The following is a 19,417-nucleotide window of genomic DNA, read 5'->3' on the forward strand; positions in this document are numbered from 1 at the left end:
TATCATGAATGCAAAAGATTAGGGAGAGCTGGTTAAGATGAATTTAGATTTTTCAAGCATAGCGCCCTCGATTCCTTTTATTTTAAAAGGAATTCCAGTTACTTTAAAAATTGTTTCTTTATCAGCATTGCTTGGATTTATTTGGGCGCTTCTATTAGCCTTGCTGAAAATTAGTCAAATGAAGCCGTTGATGTGGTTTGCTGATGCCTATACATCTGTGTTTCGTGGTACACCGCTATTATTACAATTAATATTAATTTATTTTGGTATACCCCAGTTAACAGGGATTGAAGTAGATCCTTATCCAGCCGCAGTGTTAGCTTTTACGTTAAATTCGGGTGCTTATATGTCAGAAGTCATTCGTGCTGGAATTATGGCTGTAGACAAAGGACAGCGTGAGGCCGCAATGGCTTTAGGGATACCGTATTACAAAATGATGAAAGATATCGTCATTCCGCAAGCCATGAAAAATATTTTGCCTGCACTTGTCAATGAATTTATTACACTAACGAAAGAATCGGCTATTGTAACGGTCATTGGTGTACAAGATGTCATGCGTAATGCGTATATAGTGGGCGGAAATACGTATCGATATATAGAACCATTAATCATCGCCGGAATGATTTATTATGTGTTAGTCATCATTTTAACCTTCCTTGGTAAATGGATAGAAGGGAGAATGAGACGAAGTGATTAAAGTTCAAGATTTATATAAATCCTTTGGTGAAACAGAAGTATTAAAAGGGATTACGACAGAAATTAAGGAAGGGTCTGTAGTGGCCGTGATCGGACCTTCAGGTTCAGGTAAATCTACCTTTCTTCGCTGCTTAAATTATTTAGAGGAACCGACAAGTGGCCGTATTTGGATTGGCGATGATGAATTAACAGATCCTAATACAAATAAAATGAAAATTCGTCAAAAAGTAGGGATGGTGTTTCAGCATTTTCATCTGTTTCCTCATAAAACAGTGTTGGAAAATTTGACCTATGCCCCGATTACCGTTAAAGGAATAGCTAAAAAAGAAGCAGAAGAAATAGCGATGTCGCTATTAAAAAAGGTTGGTTTAGTCGAAAAAGCTGAAGCTTATCCGAATCGCTTGTCTGGAGGACAGAAGCAGCGTGTTGCTATCGCCCGTGCATTAGCAATGGAACCAAAAGCAATGCTATTCGATGAACCTACATCTGCTCTTGACCCTGAAATGGTAAAGGAAGTGTTAGATGTCATGAAAGATTTGTCTAATACGGGGATGACAATGGTTATCGTCACACACGAAATGGGTTTTGCAAGAGAAGCGGCTGATCGCATTTTATTTTTAGATGGAGGAAAAATAGTCGAAGATGCTTCTCCAAAGGAATTTTTTACATCTCCAGCATCTGAACGGGCAAAGGAGTTTTTAAAGAAAGTATTATAAAGGCTCTTTTCTAAAAGATTGTTGCTTTCCTATACGATAGCTTTTCGACTGTCAAGCAAGCGAGTTTACGAAAACAGCCATTATAAAAGATGGTCCATCCTTTTGGGATCATCTTTTTTATTTATTTCCCGTCCTGATACAATATTCCTTGAAGATATATGTTAATATAGTTTTGATTGTGTCTTAACGTCTTTGGTGATTTTTGCTTTTTTGTCAATATGAGAAGATCGTTTTGAGCTTTGCAAGTGATGATGAACATAGTAAAGAATAATGTTGACAGGAACGAAAAAATAAATGCTAGTAGGAGAGAGAGAATGCCAAAATTTTCGATAGGGTATCGAACGGTCAAAACGGCAATAGGAACACCGATTGCAATTTTTATTGCCCAATTATTAGGATTAGAAAATTATGTATCAGCTGGTATTATTACCGTACTTTGTATACAAGTGACGAAGAAAAAGTCATTTCAAAGTGCTTGGTCTCGTTTTTTTGCTTGTTCGATTGCGATCGTTTTTTGCATCATTTTCTTTGAAGGACTTTTTTATCACCCTATTTCGATTGCGCTATTGCTTTTATTATTTATTCCGACAACGGTTATGTTAAAAGTAAAGGATGGAATTGTCACGAGTACGGTCATTATTCTTCATTTATATTCATCTGGAAATATAACCGTTCAATTGATTATTAACGAATTACTATTAATTATCATTGGCATTAGTGTAGCACTCGTGTTAAATATGTATATGCCGAGTTTAGAACATAAGCTCAAGCAATACCGTAAAGAAATCGAACAGCAATTTTCTGTTATTTTTGCAGAAATCATCAACTTTTTACTAAATGGAGATAGTTCCTGGGATGGGAAAGAAATTGCGGTAACAGCTGAATTGTTGGAAGAAGCGAAAACGTTAGCTCTTCGAAATGTCGAAAACCAAGTATTACGTCATGAAGATTTGTATTATCAATATTTCAAAATGCGTGAAAAGCAATTTGAAATCATTGAGCGTGTACTTCCAACAGTTGCATCCATTTCGACAAATGTAGAGCAAGCCAAGATTGTTGCTGATTTTATTGAAGACTTAAGAAATCATATTCACCCTGGGAATACAGCTAGACAATATTTACGAAAGCTTCACCAATTATCAAATCAATTTCGAGAAATGCCTTTGCCTGAAACGAGGGAGGAATTTGAAGCAAGAGCGTCATTATTACATTTTTTAAATGAAATGGAACGGTATTTAATCATTAAAAGTCAATTTAAAGGTTTTTCAAATGATAAAAGTGCCCTTTCTAAGAAATAATAATAGAAAAAAGGGTGCATCGAATTGAAAGGACTCTTATTTATATGTTTGCTTATGTTTTCACCAATTTGGCCATTAGGTCAAAATCCTTTGCCCGGAGATCCGTTTCTTATTGTCAACAAAAAAACGAACAAAATGGCCTATATCGAAAATGGAGACATTCAAAAGGTATATACTGTGGCGACGGGGAAAACTGAACATTTAACTCCAGTTGGCACATTTACTGTTACGGTCAAGGCGATAAACCCCTATTATAGAAAGAAAAACATTCCTGGTGGATCGCCTCAAAATCCTTTAGGATCGCGTTGGATTGGTTTTGACGCACTTGGAACAGATGGGCGAATATATGGAATTCATGGTACGAACGCCCCATCCTCAATTGGTCAATATATAACAAATGGTTGCGTTCGTTTGCGCAACGATGAAGTAGAAGAGCTATTTGAACGAATACCGTTAGGGACAAAGGTGCTAATTGTAAACGAAAAAGATAGGAGCTTTGAAGAACTAGGAGCAAAATTTGGAGCGATCAAAAAAGGTTAGCACCGTCATGGTCTTTGTTTTATTTCATTGGGGAGCATTTCGTTTTGGAGGTTAATGGAGAGGCTGTAGTGTCACCTTACATTACAGCCTCCATTTTTTATCCTTAAAACCACATGCTAATTCCAGCTAGTAACGTAGTAATAAGCATGGAACCGATCATCATATAAACAACCAATTTTTGTGTGCGCTTTGACATATCTTCCTCACCCCAGTACAAATTATTTTATTAAGAATTTGCAAAGGAGACAAGTAGGAAAAGATTTGTGCAATAAAAACTTCACATTTTGCTCTAAAAATAAATTGACGAAATGGCAGGAATTTTAAAATAATTTGTAGAATTTTAATAAGGTTGTTTCCGTTTACAACAAGAAAGGGAGAGATTTTCATGGTAAAAAAAGTAGATCACATTGGAATAGCTGTTCAATCCATTCACGATTCCTTGCCTTTTTACACGGAGAAATTGGGGGCTAAATACCTTGGGGAAGAAATCGTTTCGTCGCAACAAGTAAAAGTCGCCTTTTTAGATGTAGGGAATACAAAATTTGAATTGCTAGAACCGACTTCCGACAAGAGCCCAATTGCGAAATTTATTGAAAAACGAGGGGAAGGGATCCATCATATCGCTTTAGGGGTAGAAAGCATTGAGAAACGGATAGAAGAAATGAAAGAAAAAGGAATTCAAATGATTGATGAAGCTCCTCGTCAAGGTGCAGGAGGTAATGCGATCGCCTTTATGCATCCGAAATCAACAAGAGGCATCCTATTTGAACTTTGTGAAAAACGGGGAGGTATCAATTAATATGGATATGTATGATAAAATAAATGAATTGTATGATAAACGGCGGGAGGTAGAGCTTGGGGGTGGAGATGATAAAATTGCCAAGCAGCACGAAAAAGGAAAGCTAACGGCGCGTGAACGTATTGATTTATTAGTAGATGAAGGAACATTTGTTGAACTTAATCCATTTATTGAACATCGTTCAAGAGATTTTGGCCTTGAAAATAAAAAAGGGCCAGGTGATGGGGTTGTTACCGGTTATGGTAAAGTAAATGGGCGCCCTGTTTATTTATTTTCACAAGACTTTACGGTGTTTGGCGGTGCTCTTGGAGAAATGCATGCCCGTAAAATAGCGGCTGTTATGGATTTAGCAGCAAAAAACGGTACACCGTTTATCGGGTTAAATGACTCTGGTGGTGCACGAATTCAAGAAGGTGTTTTATCGCTTGACGGGTACGGCCATATTTTTTATCGAAATTCCATCTATTCTGGTGTGATTCCGCAAATTTCTGTCATCTTAGGACCTTGTGCAGGAGGAGCTGTATATTCTCCAGCCATTACGGATTTTGTCTTCATGGTCGAAAAAACGAGTCAAATGTTTATTACGGGGCCGAAAGTCATTGAGACAGTCACTGGTGAAAAAATTTCACAAGAAAATTTAGGTGGTGCAAAAGTGCATAGCACCATTAGTGGAAATGCTCATTTCTCTGGAAAAACAGAGGAAGATGTGATCAAACAAGTTCGGAATCTTCTCAGTTATTTACCACAAAATAATCAAGAAAAGCCTCCTCAAGAAAAGATCGATGATGGAGATGATTATCGTCCAGATTTAGCGGATGTTGTGCCAATTGATGCCGTCAGACCTTATGATGTGCGTAACGTTATCGAACAAGTTGTTGATGAAGGCTCTTTTTTTGAAGTTCACCAAAATTTTGCGAAAAATATTGTTGTTGGTTTTGCGAGGATGAAAGGTGAAGTCGTTGGGCTTGTATGCAACCAGCCGAAATATATGGCAGGAGGGCTAGATATCGATTCATCTGATAAGGCAGCGCGTTTTATCCGTTTTTGTGACTCCTTTAACATACCGCTTATTACATTTGAAGATGTAACAGGATTTTTCCCAGGAGTCAAACAGGAGCATGGCGGTATTATACGTCATGGTGCTAAAATACTATACGCGTATTCAGAAGCTACTGTTCCGAAATTAACCGTTATTTTGCGTAAAGCATATGGAGGAGCTTATGTCGCCTTAAATAGTAAATCAATTGGGGCAGATATTGTGTATGCTTGGCCAAATGCTGAAATTGCTGTGATGGGACCTCAAGGTGCCGCCAACATTATTTTTGCAAAAGAAATTCAAAACAGCCCAAATCCAGAACAAACACGAGCGGAAAAAATTGAAGAATATAGAAGCAAGTTTGCGAATCCGTATGTTGCAGCGAGTCAAGGAATGGTAGATGATGTCATTGACCCAAGAGAAACAAGAATTAAACTTTTGCAAGCCCTAGATATGCTAAAAACAAAAAAAGAATCAAGACCGTACAAAAAACACGGTAATATCCCTCTTTAATGTTATACTAATAAAAAATATCATTTTAGGAGGAATTTCGGTCGATGATTAATGAAGAACGTATCGTACAAGAATTTATGGAACTAGTCCAAGTAGACTCTGAAACAAAATATGAAGGCGAGATCGCAAAAGTGTTAAAGAAAAAATTTGAACAATTAGGGCTTAACGTAGTGGAAGATGACACGATGAATACGACGGGACATGGTGCTGGCAACTTAATTTGTACATTGGATGCAACAAAAGACGGTGTGGACCCGATTTATTTTACATCACATATGGATACCGTTGTTCCCGGAAAAGGAATTAAACCTTCCATTCGAGAAGGGTACGTTGTTAGTGATGGGACGACGATTTTAGGTGCTGATGACAAAGCAGGAATAGCTGCCATGCTTGAAGCAGTTCGTGTCTTAAAAGAACAAAACATCAAGCACGGAAAAATTGAATTTGTTATTACAGTAGGTGAGGAATCTGGACTTGTAGGAGCAAAAGCGCTTGATCCATCCTTAATAACGGCCAAATACGGATACGCATTAGATAGTGATGGGAAAGTAGGAGATATCGTCGTAGCTGCTCCTACACAAGCAAAAATAAAAGCAACCATTTATGGGAAAACAGCTCATGCAGGTGTTGCCCCGGAAAAAGGGATTTCCGCCATTACGATTGCTTCTAAAGCGATTTCTAAAATGCCTCTTGGCCGTATTGATGAAGAAACGACAGCTAATATCGGCCGTTTTGAAGGTGGTACACAAACGAATATTGTGTGCGACCGTGTCGATATATTAGCAGAAGCTCGATCTTTAGTTCCAGAAAAAATGGAACAACAAGTAAAAAAAATGAAAGAAGCTTTTGAAAAAGCGGCAGAAAAAATGGGCGGTCGGGCCGATGTTGAAGTAACGGTCATGTACCCTGGCTTTAAATACGGGGAAGGGGATCGAGTGGTTGAAATAGCGAAAAAGGCAGCGAAAAGAATAGGCCGTGAAAGCAAGCTTTTAAAAAGTGGAGGAGGCAGTGATGCGAATGTCATTTGCGGACACGGAATTCCAACTGTAAACCTAGCTGTCGGTTATGAAGAAATCCATACAACAAATGAAAAAATGCCAATTGAAGAACTAGTGAAAACAGCAGAAATGGTTGTCGCCATCATTCAGGAGGTAGCGGGTGAATAATATGAAAAAAGGGTGTCCCATCACGAATTTAACCCAATGGGATACCCCTTTTTATATACTCGGGATAAAAATATTAAACGATTGCTTCATAAAGGCATGGTTGTCGTGATTTCTCTCACACCTCTCTCCACACGAACAGATCGATCGGTCTTCGAGTTGATCCAAGCAACAAAGCTAGCGAAAACTGCCTTTATATAAAAGGAGTATCGTTATTGATAGCGCTCCAATACGGAAAAGAAATCTTTCGCAAATTGATAAAACACTTTTTCAGAAGGAGCTAGTTCACGGTTTTTTGATATAATAATGCCTACATTTCGCTTCACATGAGGAATTTGAATCGGAATTTTCACTGTAAATCGCGGCATCGTTTCATAAAACGTGCTTTCCGGAAGCAATGTTACCCCAATTCCTGCAGATACAAGTCCTTTAATCGCATCTAAATCTTCACCTTCGGAGGATATGTGAGGTGTAAAACCAGCTTGTTTACACGCATCAATCGCTATTTTTCGTAAAATAAATCCCTCTGGAAACAGTACAAACGATTCATTGCGCAATTCATTTAAATCAATACTTCTCTTATTGGATAATGGATGGTTTGTTGGAAGAAGAGCGGCAAATGATTCATTAAATAAAATCTCTCCTTTTATATCATTATCATCTGTTGGGATCGGGCCAAGAAAAGCTAAATCAATTTCTCTGCTTTTTACCGCATCAATTAAAAATCGGTAAGACCCTTGTCGTAAATGAAAGGATACATTCGGATACTCCTGTTTAAATGCGGAGATGACAGTTGGTAATGTATGGCTTGCCAAGCTTGTTGGAAATCCGATTTTAATCGTGCCTCTTTCTGGGTCTAAATATTCATCAATTTGCTGCTTTGCATAATCAATAGCTTTTAACGCTGTGACAACATGTGGAAAGAAATGTCTGCCAATCGGAGTTAGCTTGACATTTCTTCCTTCACGTGTAAACAGCTCTACACCAAGTTCTGCTTCTAAATTCGAAATTTGTCTGCTGATCGCTGATTGAGCAACATGCAAAGCCTCTGCTGCTTCCGAAACGTGTTCGCGTTTCGCGACTTCAATAAAATAACGAAGTTGGCGAAGTTCCACATTTTTCCCCTCCCTTTTATCAATTGTTCTCAAATTGAGATAGATTTAATCTAAATTATATATTGTTTATATTATTTTTGGAAACTACAATTATAAGTAAGTAGTTTAACGGTAAAAAGGAATGGGGGAGAGGACAGATGAAATATAACGGACTACCTAAAGCACAAGGTCTCTACCGTCCTGAATTTGAACATGATGCATGTGGGATCGGCTTATATGCTCATTTAAAAGGGGAGCCTTCACATGATATTGTAAAAAAGGGACTTCATATGCTTTGTCAATTGGAACATCGTGGCGGACAAGGAAGTGATCCACAAACAGGTGATGGTGCGGGAATAATGGTGCAAATTCCGCATGATTACTTTCAACATACATGTTATGAAATCGATCTCCCAGAAAAGGGACGATACGGGGTCGGGATGGTCTTTCTCCCGCAAAATGAACAGGAGCGTCTTCCTTTAGAGCAATTCATAAATGATATCATTGCTCAAGAAGGGCAAACAGTGCTAGGCTGGCGTACTGTACCTGTTAATGTTGAAAAACTCGGAAAATTAGCAAAACAAAGTCAGCCGTTTATTCGCCAAGTGTTTGTTGGCGCTAGTCAAAAAATAACAGATGAATGGGATTTTGAACGTAAATTGTACATTATTCGTAAACAAATCGAGAAGCAAAATGCTGAAAAAAGCTCTTTATATTTTGCGAGTTTTTCAAGCAGAACAATTGTTTATAAAGGATTGCTAACACCTGAACAGCTTGATGAATTTTATCTAGATTTACAGGATGAAAGATTTAAATCAGCTTTCGCGCTTGTTCATTCACGTTTCAGTACGAATACATTTCCAAGCTGGGAACGTGCCCATCCAAATCGCTATTTAATTCATAATGGTGAAATTAATACGCTCAGAGGAAATGTAAACTGGATGAAGGCACGAGAAATGCAATTTGTTTCAGAAGCTTTCGGAGACGATCTCAAAAAAGTAACACCTATATTAGATATGAATGGAAGCGATTCCTCCATATTGGATAATGCGTTTGAATTTTTTGTGTTAGCTGGTCGGAAGCCTGCTCATGCAGCGATGATGTTAATTCCAGAACCATGGTCTGAAGTGGAAATGGAAGATGAGAAAAAAGCGTTTTATGAATATCATAGCTGTTTAATGGAGCCTTGGGATGGACCAACTGCGATTTCCTTTACTGACGGGAAGCAAATTGGGGCCATATTAGACCGTAACGGACTAAGACCTGCACGTTATTATGTTACAAAAGACGATTACATTATTTTTTCATCAGAAGTTGGTGTAATTGACGTTGATCCACAAAACGTTTTATATAAAGACCGTTTAAGTCCTGGAAAAATGCTTTTAATTGACCTAGAAGAAGGACGGATTATTTCTGATCAGGAAATAAAAGGAGAAATGGCGAAAGAGAAACCATACCGAAAATGGATTTCAGAACAGCTCATATCCATTGATGATCTCCCTGATGTGCCAGTTCAAGAAAAGACAGAACAGCTTATTAAAAAGCAAAAAGCTTTCGGTTATACGTACGAGGATGTTTCAAAAACGATTGTGGCAATGGTTGAAGATGGAAAAGATCCGATTGGTTCGATGGGAAATGATACACCATTAGCTGTCTTATCAGATCGTCCACAAAGCTTATTTAACTACTTTAAGCAAGTATTTGCTCAAGTGACGAATCCGCCAATTGATGCTATTCGTGAAAAGCTAGTGACGTCAACGATGACTTTGCTCGGAAAAGAAGGGAATATTTTACACCCGAACGAAAGTGCTTGTCGTCGCATCCGCTTAAAGTCACCGTTTATTTCGAATGAAGAGCTTGCGAAGTTAAAAAATAATCCATATTCAGAATTCAAGAGCATAACGATTCCGATCTTGTTTCAGGAAGACTTGGAAAAAGCGCTTGAAGCAATCTTTAAACAAGCTGATGATGCCATTGAAAATGGTGTGGTGCTACTGATTTTATCTGATCGTGGAGTCGATGAAAAAAATATTGCCATTCCTTCATTATTAGCTGGAAGTGCCCTTCATCAATATTTAGTTCGTAAAGGAACGAGAACGAAAGCAAGCATTATTTTGGAAACTGGTGAAGCACGGGAAGTACATCATTTCGCTGCCTTAATAGGATTTGGAGTGGATGTGATCAATCCATATTTAACATTGGAAACGATTCACCAAGTGATCGAAGATGGAAGCTTATCATTCCATTATGATGTAGCAGTGGAAAAATATTTAAAGGCTGTTACAGATGGTGTCGTAAAAGTTATGTCCAAAATGGGGATTTCCACTATTCAAAGCTACCGTGGCGCCCAAATCTTTGAAGCAGTTGGAATTGGTGAAGAAGTGATTGAAAAATACTTTACTGGAACTCCTTCGCAAATAAGTGGTATTAGCTTAGAAGTTATTGCGAAAGAAGCGAAGCTCCGTCATCAAGCCGCATTTAAAGATGTGAAAGTCCAACAAACTCTTGATACAGGCAGTGAGCTTCAATGGAGACGTAATGGAGAACATCACGCCTTTAATCCGAAAACGATTCACACCCTTCAATGGGCGTGTCGTAAAAATGATTACAATTTATTTAAAACATTCTCAAAATTAGCAAATGAGGAACGAGTGACATTTTTACGAAATTTATTTGAGTTTAAAGAGGATGTAAAACCGATTCCAATTGAGGAAGTCGAGCCTGTTGAATCAATTGTGCGTCGCTTTAAGACGGGAGCAATGTCGTTTGGAGCGTTAAGTAAGGAAGCGCATGAGGCATTAGCAATTGCGATGAATCGCCTTGGTGCGAAAAGCAATAGTGGTGAAGGTGGAGAAGATCCGGAGCGCTATACGCCAGATGAAAACGGAGATTTCAGAAGAAGTGCGATTAAACAAATTGCATCCGGCCGCTTTGGTGCAACAAGTCATTATTTAGTAAATGCTGATGAATTACAAATTAAAATGGCTCAAGGTGCAAAACCAGGAGAAGGTGGACAATTACCTGGAAAGAAGGTTTACCCTTGGGTTGCAAAAGTTCGTGGCTCAACACCTGGTGTAGGCTTAATTTCGCCGCCACCACATCACGATATTTATTCCATTGAGGACTTAGCGCAATTAATCCATGATTTAAAGAACGCCAATCGTGATGCTCGTATAAGTGTTAAACTCGTTGCAAAAGCAGGTGTTGGAACAATTGCAGCTGGTGTGGCTAAAGGGAATGCAGACGTTATTGTCATCAGCGGCTACGATGGCGGAACAGGCGCTTCACCAAAAACGAGTATTAAACATGCTGGCTTGCCATGGGAGCTCGGTTTGGCGGAAACACATCAAACATTAATGTTAAATGGATTACGAAACCGAGTTGTTTTAGAAACAGACGGTAAGCTGATGACAGGATTAGATGTAGTCATGGCTGCTCTTTTAGGTGCAGAAGAATTTGGCTTTGCAACAGCACCGCTCGTTGTGTTAGGTTGTGTCATGATGAGAGCTTGTCATTTAGATACATGTCCAGTCGGTGTGGCAACGCAAAATCCAGAGCTTCGCAAAAAATTTATGGGTGATCCTGAGCATGTTGTCAATTATATGCGCTTTATTGCCCAAGAAGTTCGGGAACTAATGGCTCAGCTCGGATTTAGAACAATCGATGAAATGGTCGGTCGAACAGATATTTTGAAGGTTAGTGATCGAGCGAAAAATCATTGGAAAGCAAAGTATCTAGACTTATCACGTCTCCTTCATCAAGTTGAGGGACCGCGAACATTCCAGCAGCCACAAGATCATAAAATTGACCAGTCTCTTGATGTGCAAAAAATATTACCTGTTATTCAACCAGCTCTAGAAAGTAAACAACCAGTTGAACACCATTTTTCTATCTCTAACATTCACCGTGTTGTTGGAACAATTGCAGGGAGTGAAGTTACGAAACGCTATGGTGAGGAAGGACTTCCAGAAGATACGATTAAGCTTCACTTTACAGGTTCTGCTGGTCAAAGCTTCGGGGCATATGTACCAAAAGGAATGACATTGCATTTAACCGGTGATGCAAACGATTATGTCGGAAAAGGTTTGTCTGGCGGTAAAATTATCGTTAAAAATCCGAAAGAAGTTTCTTTTACTTCTGGAGAAAATGTCATTATTGGTAACGTCGCTTTTTACGGTGCAACATCTGGAGAAGCATATATTCAAGGCCGAGCAGGCGAAAGATTTTGCGTTCGCAATAGCGGTGTAAAAGCCGTTGTCGAAGGTGTTGGTGATCATGGCTGTGAATATATGACTGGTGGCCGCGTTGTCATTCTTGGACCTGTTGGCAAAAATTTCGCTGCAGGTATGTCAGGTGGAATTGCCTATGTCTTTACAGAAGATCAAGAAGCCTTTAAAAACCTATGTAACGATGAAATGGTTTTATTCGAGCAATTGGAAGAGGAAAACGAAATAAATGAAGTTCAAGAAATGATCCAGAAGCATTACCACTATACGGAAAGTCCGAAAGCAGCCAATATTCTTGCTAACTGGGATCAATATGTCGATAAATTTGTGAAAGTGATTCCGAAAGATTATAAACGGATGATCGAATCTATTGAAAAATTAAAGGAATCAGGCTTATCAGAAGAACGTGCTGTTTTAGCAGCATTTGAAGCAAATGTTCATAAACAAAAAGAGAAAGAATTAACTAAGTCCAAATTAGAAGTCGTCGTCAATTAAGGAGGGAGAGAAAATTGGGTAAAGTAACAGGTTTTATGGAATATGTCCGCGAAGAAGAAGTAAAACGTGATCCTCTTTCCCGCCTTGATCATTGGAAAGAATATTCACAACGAATGTCTAACGAAGTGCTACAAAGACAAGGAGCCCGCTGCATGGATTGCGGGACTCCCTTTTGCCATATGGGGTATGAATTAAATGGTCTTACGTCCGGATGTCCAATACACAATCTTATTCCAGAATGGAACGATCTTGTTTATAAAGGTCGATGGAAAGAGGCATTAGAAAGATTATTAATGACAAACAACTTTCCTGAGTTTACAGGCCGTGTATGTCCTGCACCTTGCGAAGGTTCTTGTACTGTTGCGATATCGGATCCTGCTGTTGCCATTAAAGGAATCGAACGTGCAATTATTGATAAAGGGTTTGAGGAAGGGTGGATTAAGCCTCGAATTCCGAAGGTTCGCACTGGGAAAAAGATTGCCATTGTTGGTAGCGGACCTGCTGGTTTAGCTTGTGCTGACCAATTAAATCAAGCAGGCCACACGGTTACCGTCTACGAGCGGGCAGATCGAGTTGGCGGGTTATTAATGTATGGTATTCCTAACATGAAATTAGAAAAAAGCATCGTGGAGCGGAGGGTGAAGCTTCTAGAAGAAGAAGGCATTCAATTTGTAACCAATACAGAAATTGGAAAGGATGTAAGCGCCTCTGAACTTCGTGATCAATATGATGCGGTAGTCCTTTGTACAGGAGCGCAAAAACAACGTGATTTAATCATTGAAGGGCGAGAACTAAAAGGTGTTCATTTCGCCATGGACTATTTAACGAATACAACGAAAAGCTTGCTCGACTCTAATTTTGAAGACGGTCAATGTATTAATGTTGAGGGGAAAAATGTTATTGTGATCGGCGGTGGTGACACAGGAGCTGACTGTGTAGCTACAGCTTTAAGACAGAAGTGTAAAAGTGTTGTGCAATTTGGTAAGCATCCACAGCTTCCGAAAGAACGGACATCTGACAACCCTTGGCCACAATTTCCATTAGTGTTTACACTTGATTATGCATATGAAGAAGCAGAAGCAAAATTTGGAAGAGATCCGCGTGAATATTGTATTCAAACGAAGAAAATTGTTGGGGATGAACAAGGTCGCGTAAAGGAATTACACACGATTCAAATGGAAAAAACGGTAGATGAAAACGGAAAAGTTGTCTTCCGTGAAATTCCAGGCACAGAAAAAGTATGGCCTTGTGATCACGTATTTATCGCGATCGGTTTTGAAGGTCCAGAGCACCCAGTATTACAAGAATTTGGGGTTGAAATCGAAAATCGAAAAGTAAAAGCACCGTATGGAAAGTATACGACAAACCTTGATGGTGTATTTGCCGCAGGGGATGTAAGAAGAGGACAAAGCTTAATCGTCTGGGCGATTCACGAAGGCCGTGAAGCTGCTCGTGAAGTGGACCGGTTCTTAATGGGGACAACGACTTTACCTTAATATCAAAATGATTGAGACAAAAAGCTGTCGATCAGACGAACGACAGCTTTTTCATTTATAATGGGGATAAAGAAGTTCTCATAAGGAATCATTACAAAAACTTTTTACTCAACTTCAAAATAAAAGTTGTTCAAAAAGGAATGACCATTCATCATGAAAAGGAGAGGAAAGGGACAAGCTTTCCAAAAGATTTTCTACAGGAGTAACTTGTTCATGTTTTAAACTTGAATTATAGATGAATGTTGTGGTAATTTCAATTTTGTAGAAAAGTATCTTTTGAAAAGAAAGGGACGTTATAAGATGTCAAAACAACAAATTGGTGTTATCGGACTTGCGGTAATGGGTAAAAATCTTGCTCTCAACATTGAAAGCAGAGGCTATTCAGTTTCTGTATACAATCGCTCTTCAGAAAAAACGGAGGAAATGTTAAAAGAAGCGGAAGGAAAAAATATCGTTGGCACATACAGTATTGAAGAGTTTGTACAATCGTTAGAAAAACCGCGAAAAATTTTATTAATGGTTAAAGCAGGTGCCCCAACAGATGCGACGATTGAACAGCTTCTTCCTTATCTAGAGGAAGGAGATATTTTAATTGACGGCGGTAATACATATTTTAAAGATACAATTCGCCGTAATAAACAGCTTGCTGAACGTGGAATCCATTTCATAGGTACAGGTGTTTCAGGTGGTGAAGAGGGAGCGCTAAAAGGTCCTTCTATTATGCCAGGTGGTCAAAAAGAAGCACATGAGCTTGTTCGCCCGATTTTTGAAGCGATCTCTGCCAAAGTAGAAGGTGAGCCATGTACAACATACATTGGTCCAGATGGTGCTGGTCATTACGTCAAAATGGTTCACAATGGGATCGAGTATGGAGATATGCAATTAATTTCGGAAGCTTACTTTATCTTAAAGCACATTCTAGGCTTAAGTGCTACTGAGCTTCATGAAGTGTTTGCAGAGTGGAATAAGGGTGAGCTTGATAGCTACCTCATTGAAATTACAGCTGATATTTTCACAAAAGTGGATGAAGAAACAGGTAAGCCTCTTGTTGATGTGATTTTAGATACAGCTGGCCAAAAAGGAACAGGTAAATGGACGAGTCAAAGCGCTCTCGATTTAGGTGTTCCGCTTCCGATTATTACAGAATCTGTATTTGCTCGTTTCATCTCGGCGATGAAGGAAGAACGCGTAAAAGCAAGCAAATTGCTCTCTGGTCCAGAAGTAAAACCGTATGAAGGAGATCAAGAAGCATTAATCGAAGCGGTTCGCAAAGCGCTTTATATGAGCAAAATATGTTCCTATGCACAAGGATTTGCGCAAATGAAAACGGCTTCTGAGGAATACAATTGGAACTTAAACTACGGGGATATTGCGATGATTTTCCGTGGAGGCTGTATTATTCGTGCAGCATTCCTCCAAAAAATTAAAGAAGCCTATGATCGTGATCCAGAATTACCGAATTTATTATTAGATCCATACTTTAAAGAAATCGTTGAAAGTTATCAAGGAGCACTGCGCCAAGTTATTGCTCTTGCTATCGGAAGAGGTATTCCGGTTCCAGCTTTCTCTGCTGCTCTAGCTTACTATGATAGCTATCGTACCGAAACATTACCGGCGAATTTAATTCAGGCACAACGCGACTACTTTGGTGCGCACACATACCAACGTGTCGATAAAGAAGGTATGTTCCATACAGACTGGTTAAATAAATAATGTATATAAAAAGCATCGGCATTTAGCCGATGCTTCAATATTTTATATCCCCTTTTTATGCTTTTATCCCTTCTAATAGTAATACACGTGCAGGTGCTGCATCTGTTCCTTGTACCTTGAGTGGAGCAGCTACCATAAAGTATTCTCCTTGTGGAATGTCTTTTAGTCTTAAACCTTCCATCACAATGACTTGATGGCTAAATAATGTGCGGTGTGTTGGATGACCTGGCTGACTTCTTTCGATTCCTAGTGCGTCAATGCCAACTCCTTTTACACCGATTTCCGCTAAATGCTGCGCAGCATCTTCTGCAACAAAAATGAAATCAAAATTAAATTCTTCATCAAAGGAGTTTTTCGTTTTAAATAAGACAAAATCTCCTTTTTGAATGTCTAGTTCTTCAAGATCCTTTTTTGTAATTCGATCCTCTACATTTGTTAAATCAAAAAGCTTAACGTTGCCAACTAAATCTTCAATCGAAATTGATTCCATTGTTTCTCCATCGTTTATCATATGAAGTGGAGAATCGACATGTGTTCCGGTATGTAAATCCATATCAATCCGAGATTCCGTTACATGTGCGTTTGTTACGGTATGAATTTTTGGCTGTTTTTCAGGTTTGTTTTTATAAACAGGCATTCCTTCGTATATGGAAGCTGTTACATCGTATATTTTCATCATTCAACACCTCTTTATTTTTCATCATTTGTGACCGGCCACCAATGAAATCCATCTTTGGCGAGTAATTCATCAGCTGCTTTTGGACCCATTGATCCGGCTTTGTAGTTTGGAAAATCTCCGTTTTCCTTTGCCCAAGCATTGGAAATAGGATCGACATAAGCCCATGAAAGTGCTACTTCATCCCAATGTGTAAAGTTTGTTGCATCACCTAACATGCAGTCGTATAAAAGCTTTTCGTACGCTTCCGGTGTATTCATTCCATCAATTCCATTGTTGTTGTATGAAAGCTTAATCGGGGTTGCGATTGAGCCAGTTCTTACCTTTTTCGCATTTAAATGAAGGGTGATTCCCTCATCTGGCTGAATATGAATAATCAGTAAGTTTGGACGATTTTCATCTTTATTTTTAAAATATAAATTCATTGGTATATCTTTAAATTCTACGACAATTTTCGTTGATTTTTCGGCCATTCGTTTTCCGGTACGAATATAAAATGGAACACCAGCCCAACGATAGTTATCAATCATAATTTTGCCCGCCACAAACGTTTCGGTATTGGACTTTTCATCAACATTTGTTTCTTCACGATATCCTTTTACTTTCTCTCCTTTTACGGTGCCTTTTCCATACTGACCACGAACGAAATATTTCGATACTTCCTCTTCCTTAATTGGCCGTAAAGCTCGCAACACTTTTATTTTTTCTGATCGAATTTCTTCTGTTGTTAATTTAATCGGTGGTTCCATGGCGAGCAGTGAAACCATTTGCAGCATATGGTTTTGTACCATATCGCGAAGCGCCCCAGATTTTTCATAGTAGCTCGCACGCTCTTCCACTCCGAGTGATTCGCTTGAAGTAATTTGAATGTTAGAAATAAATCGATTATTCCATAAGTGTTCAAAAATGGCGTTGGCAAAGCGAATCACTTCGATGTTTTGAACCATTTCTTTTCCTAAATAGTGGTCGATCCGATAAATTTGTTCTTCATCAAATGCCGCGCGAATTTCTTCATTTAATTTTTTCGCAGAGGCTAAGTCATGACCAAAAGGCTTTTCTATGACAAGACGCGTCCAGCCGCCTGTATCTTTTAATCCATAATCTTTTAAGCTATTTGCAATCGTACCAAAAAATTCAGGCGCCATCGCTAAATAAAAGATTCGATTTCCTTCAGTTTTGTATTTTCCATCTAAATCGTTTAATAAGCTTCGTAGGTCATGATAAGAAGATGGATTCGTTACATCAAATGGATGATAATAAAAATGGGATGTGAAATCATGAAGCTTTTCACTGCAAGAAATAGCCTTACGAACGGAGCTTTCGACATTTTCCCTAAATACTTCATTTGTCCATTGGCGTCTTGCCACACCTACTACAGCAAATTCCTCGCCAATTTTTCCGTTTTGATAAAGACGGTAAATGGAAGGATAAAGCTTTCGTTTCGCTAAATCTCCTGTCGCTCCAAAGATGACAACAACTGCTTTTGGCATATGTACTGTATTCACTGAACGAACCTCGCTTTTTATAAACTTTCATTTTTCATTATTTGCAGGAGAAAGAGATATTCTCTCCTTTAACAAAATTTATCCCTGTCTAAATATAAAATTTTAAAGGTAAAAGGAATGTAAAGCAAATGATATTTATTTTTATAAAGGAAGGAGCATCTGATTTTTGTCGAATACAATCCAACTTGTGTCGAATACAATCCAACTTGTGTCGAATACAATCCAACTTGTGTCGAATACAATCCAACTTATGTCGAATACAATCCAATTTATGTCGAATACAATCCGACTCATATGAAAATCTGTCCAAATAACCTAGATGTCATCCCAAAAAAACATTCATTGACTATAATGATTCACAATAAAGTGAATGTCATGTATGCTATTGATAAGAATACAGGAATGTTGGAGGAATGAAGTTGGATCTATATTTTTTAGGTACTGGAGCAGGAGTACCAGCAAAATCACGAAATGTTACGTCGATTGCCTTGCAATTATTAAAAGAACGGAGAGCAGTATGGCTGTTTGATTGCGGGGAAGCAACCCAGCATCAAATTTTACATACCCCCATTAAACCGAGAAAAATTGAAAAAATATTTATTACTCATTTACATGGAGATCATATTTTCGGACTTCCTGGACTACTAGGAAGCCGTTCATTTCAAGGGGGGGAGACACCTCTTACGATATACGGACCTCCTGGAATGAAAGATTTTATTGAAGCTTCTTTAAGGTTAAGTTGTACACATTTGAAATACAAAATCACGATCCATGAGATTAGAGAAGAAGGAGTTATTTTTGAAGATGATACGTTTTTTGTGTCCGTCAAAAGACTCCAACATGGGATCCCTTGCTTCGGTTTTCGAATCGTTGAAAAGGATTTGCCTGGAACGCTGCTTGTAGATAAACTAATGCAAAACGGGATTCCTCCAGGACCTATTTACAAGGAATTAAAAAAAGGACATACGATTAGGTTAGACGATGGCCGTATGTTAAACGGAAAGGATTTTTTAGGAGCTCCAAAAAAAGGACGTATCGTCACGATTTTAGGTGATACGAAGTATTGTGAGGCGAGTATTGAATTAGCAAAAGAGGCAGATCTTTTAATCCATGAAGCTACATTTGCTAAAGGAGAAAATGATCTTGCTTACAACTATTATCATTCAACAACGGTTCAGGCGGCATTAGTGGCCAAAAAAGCGAACGCCAAAAAGCTTTATTTAACACATATTAGCTCTCGCTATCAAAGTGAACAAGACGAACAAATGCTATTGAAGGAAGCGCGGGAAACGTTTTTGGAAACATATTTAGCCCATGATTTTATGAATGTTCAAATTGAAAGAGACAAGGGGAAAACGGAAGAGCATTTATGAACCAGACAAAACCTTGTTAAAAAATGAAGAAGTGCTAGCAACCAGAATTTTTTTATAAACTTTGTTGCTTTTCGACTG

At 38.6% G+C, this 19,417-nt stretch carries 15 protein-coding genes; 11 read left to right on the forward strand and 4 right to left on the reverse strand.

The genetic code is table 11. From position 1 onward, the window contains the following. The first annotated feature begins 37 nt into the window (after positions 1–37). The 4 genes from J2S06_RS02485 to J2S06_RS02500 all read left to right on the forward strand — a co-directional run bounded on the left by J2S06_RS02485 (position 38) and on the right by J2S06_RS02500 (position 3,250). Positions 38–697: an amino acid ABC transporter permease gene (locus J2S06_RS02485; RefSeq protein ID WP_419151184.1), complete on the forward strand. Its 660-nt coding sequence runs from the start codon at positions 38–40 to the stop codon at positions 695–697. After that, positions 690–1,412 (forward strand): amino acid ABC transporter ATP-binding protein, encoded by a 723-nt coding sequence (locus J2S06_RS02490; protein WP_419151185.1) that lies wholly within the window; start codon positions 690–692, stop codon positions 1,410–1,412. Before J2S06_RS02485 ends, J2S06_RS02490 begins: the two co-directional genes overlap by 8 nt. Positions 1,413–1,726: 314 nt before the next feature. Continuing rightward, positions 1,727–2,710 (forward strand): aromatic acid exporter family protein, encoded by a 984-nt coding sequence (locus tag J2S06_RS02495; protein WP_419151186.1) that lies wholly within the window; start codon positions 1,727–1,729, stop codon positions 2,708–2,710. A gap of 54 nt (positions 2,711–2,764) precedes the next feature. After that, the gene (locus J2S06_RS02500; protein ID WP_044896484.1) at positions 2,765–3,250 is read left to right on the forward strand and encodes a L,D-transpeptidase; all 486 of its coding nucleotides are present in this window, start codon (positions 2,765–2,767) and stop codon (positions 3,248–3,250) included. A 103-nt stretch (positions 3,251–3,353) separates the two neighbouring features. Here the strand turns inward: J2S06_RS02500 and prli42 are convergent, their stop codons facing one another. Further along, a complete protein-coding gene (gene prli42 / locus J2S06_RS02505) occupies positions 3,354–3,446 on the reverse strand; it encodes a stressosome-associated protein Prli42 (protein WP_152643055.1) in 93 nt (30 codons plus the stop codon). 189 nt (positions 3,447–3,635) lie between these two features. Between prli42 and mce the strand changes: the two genes are divergently transcribed. Genes mce through J2S06_RS02520 form a run of 3 tightly spaced genes read left to right on the forward strand, consistent with a single transcriptional unit; the run spans position 3,636 to position 6,764 of the window. Beyond that, positions 3,636–4,049, forward strand: coding sequence for a methylmalonyl-CoA epimerase (mce, locus tag J2S06_RS02510; RefSeq protein WP_044896414.1), 414 nt, complete (start codon positions 3,636–3,638; stop codon positions 4,047–4,049). A 1-nt stretch (position 4,050) separates the two neighbouring features. Further along, complete coding sequence (locus J2S06_RS02515; RefSeq protein WP_044896415.1) at positions 4,051–5,598, forward strand: acyl-CoA carboxylase subunit beta; 1,548 nt, start codon at positions 4,051–4,053, stop codon at positions 5,596–5,598. A gap of 44 nt (positions 5,599–5,642) precedes the next feature. Next, positions 5,643–6,764 carry a tripeptidase T gene (locus tag J2S06_RS02520; protein ID WP_419151187.1) on the forward strand — a complete coding sequence of 374 codons (1,122 nt, stop codon included), beginning with the start codon at positions 5,643–5,645 and terminating at the stop codon, positions 6,762–6,764. Between the two features lie 209 nt (positions 6,765–6,973). Here the strand turns inward: J2S06_RS02520 and J2S06_RS02525 are convergent, their stop codons facing one another. Then, positions 6,974–7,876: a LysR family transcriptional regulator gene (locus J2S06_RS02525; protein ID WP_044896417.1), complete on the reverse strand. Its 903-nt coding sequence runs from the start codon at positions 7,874–7,876 to the stop codon at positions 6,974–6,976. Positions 7,877–8,013: 137 nt separating this feature from the next. On the opposite strand from J2S06_RS02525, the gene gltB reads away from it, so the two are divergent. From gltB to gndA, 3 genes are all read left to right on the forward strand, one after another. After that, complete coding sequence (gene gltB, locus J2S06_RS02530) at positions 8,014–12,576, forward strand: glutamate synthase large subunit (protein ID WP_419151188.1); 4,563 nt, start codon at positions 8,014–8,016, stop codon at positions 12,574–12,576. Between the two features lie 14 nt (positions 12,577–12,590). Next, entirely contained in the window at positions 12,591–14,072 is a 1,482-nt protein-coding gene (locus J2S06_RS02535; protein ID WP_044896419.1) for a glutamate synthase subunit beta, read from the forward strand. Positions 14,073–14,372: 300 nt separating this feature from the next. Further along, complete coding sequence (gene gndA, locus J2S06_RS02540; protein WP_419151189.1) at positions 14,373–15,785, forward strand: NADP-dependent phosphogluconate dehydrogenase; 1,413 nt, start codon at positions 14,373–14,375, stop codon at positions 15,783–15,785. A gap of 55 nt (positions 15,786–15,840) precedes the next feature. Here the strand turns inward: gndA and J2S06_RS02545 are convergent, their stop codons facing one another. Both J2S06_RS02545 and zwf read right to left on the reverse strand, forming a co-directional pair. Continuing rightward, the gene (locus J2S06_RS02545; protein WP_044896485.1) at positions 15,841–16,461 is read right to left on the reverse strand and encodes a cyclase family protein; all 621 of its coding nucleotides are present in this window, start codon (positions 16,459–16,461) and stop codon (positions 15,841–15,843) included. Between the two features lie 14 nt (positions 16,462–16,475). Further along, positions 16,476–17,951: a glucose-6-phosphate dehydrogenase gene (zwf, locus tag J2S06_RS02550; RefSeq protein ID WP_419151447.1), complete on the reverse strand. Its 1,476-nt coding sequence runs from the start codon at positions 17,949–17,951 to the stop codon at positions 16,476–16,478. A 434-nt stretch (positions 17,952–18,385) separates the two neighbouring features. On the opposite strand from zwf, the gene rnz reads away from it, so the two are divergent. Continuing rightward, a complete protein-coding gene (rnz, locus tag J2S06_RS02555) occupies positions 18,386–19,339 on the forward strand; it encodes a ribonuclease Z (RefSeq protein WP_419151190.1) in 954 nt (317 codons plus the stop codon). The last annotated feature ends 78 nt before the right edge of the window (positions 19,340–19,417 follow it).

Origin of the sequence: Bacillus alveayuensis (genome assembly GCA_030812955.1) — a bacterium.
In the GTDB taxonomy this organism is placed as follows: Bacteria; Bacillota; Bacilli; order Bacillales; family Aeribacillaceae; genus Bacillus_CB; species Bacillus_CB alveayuensis.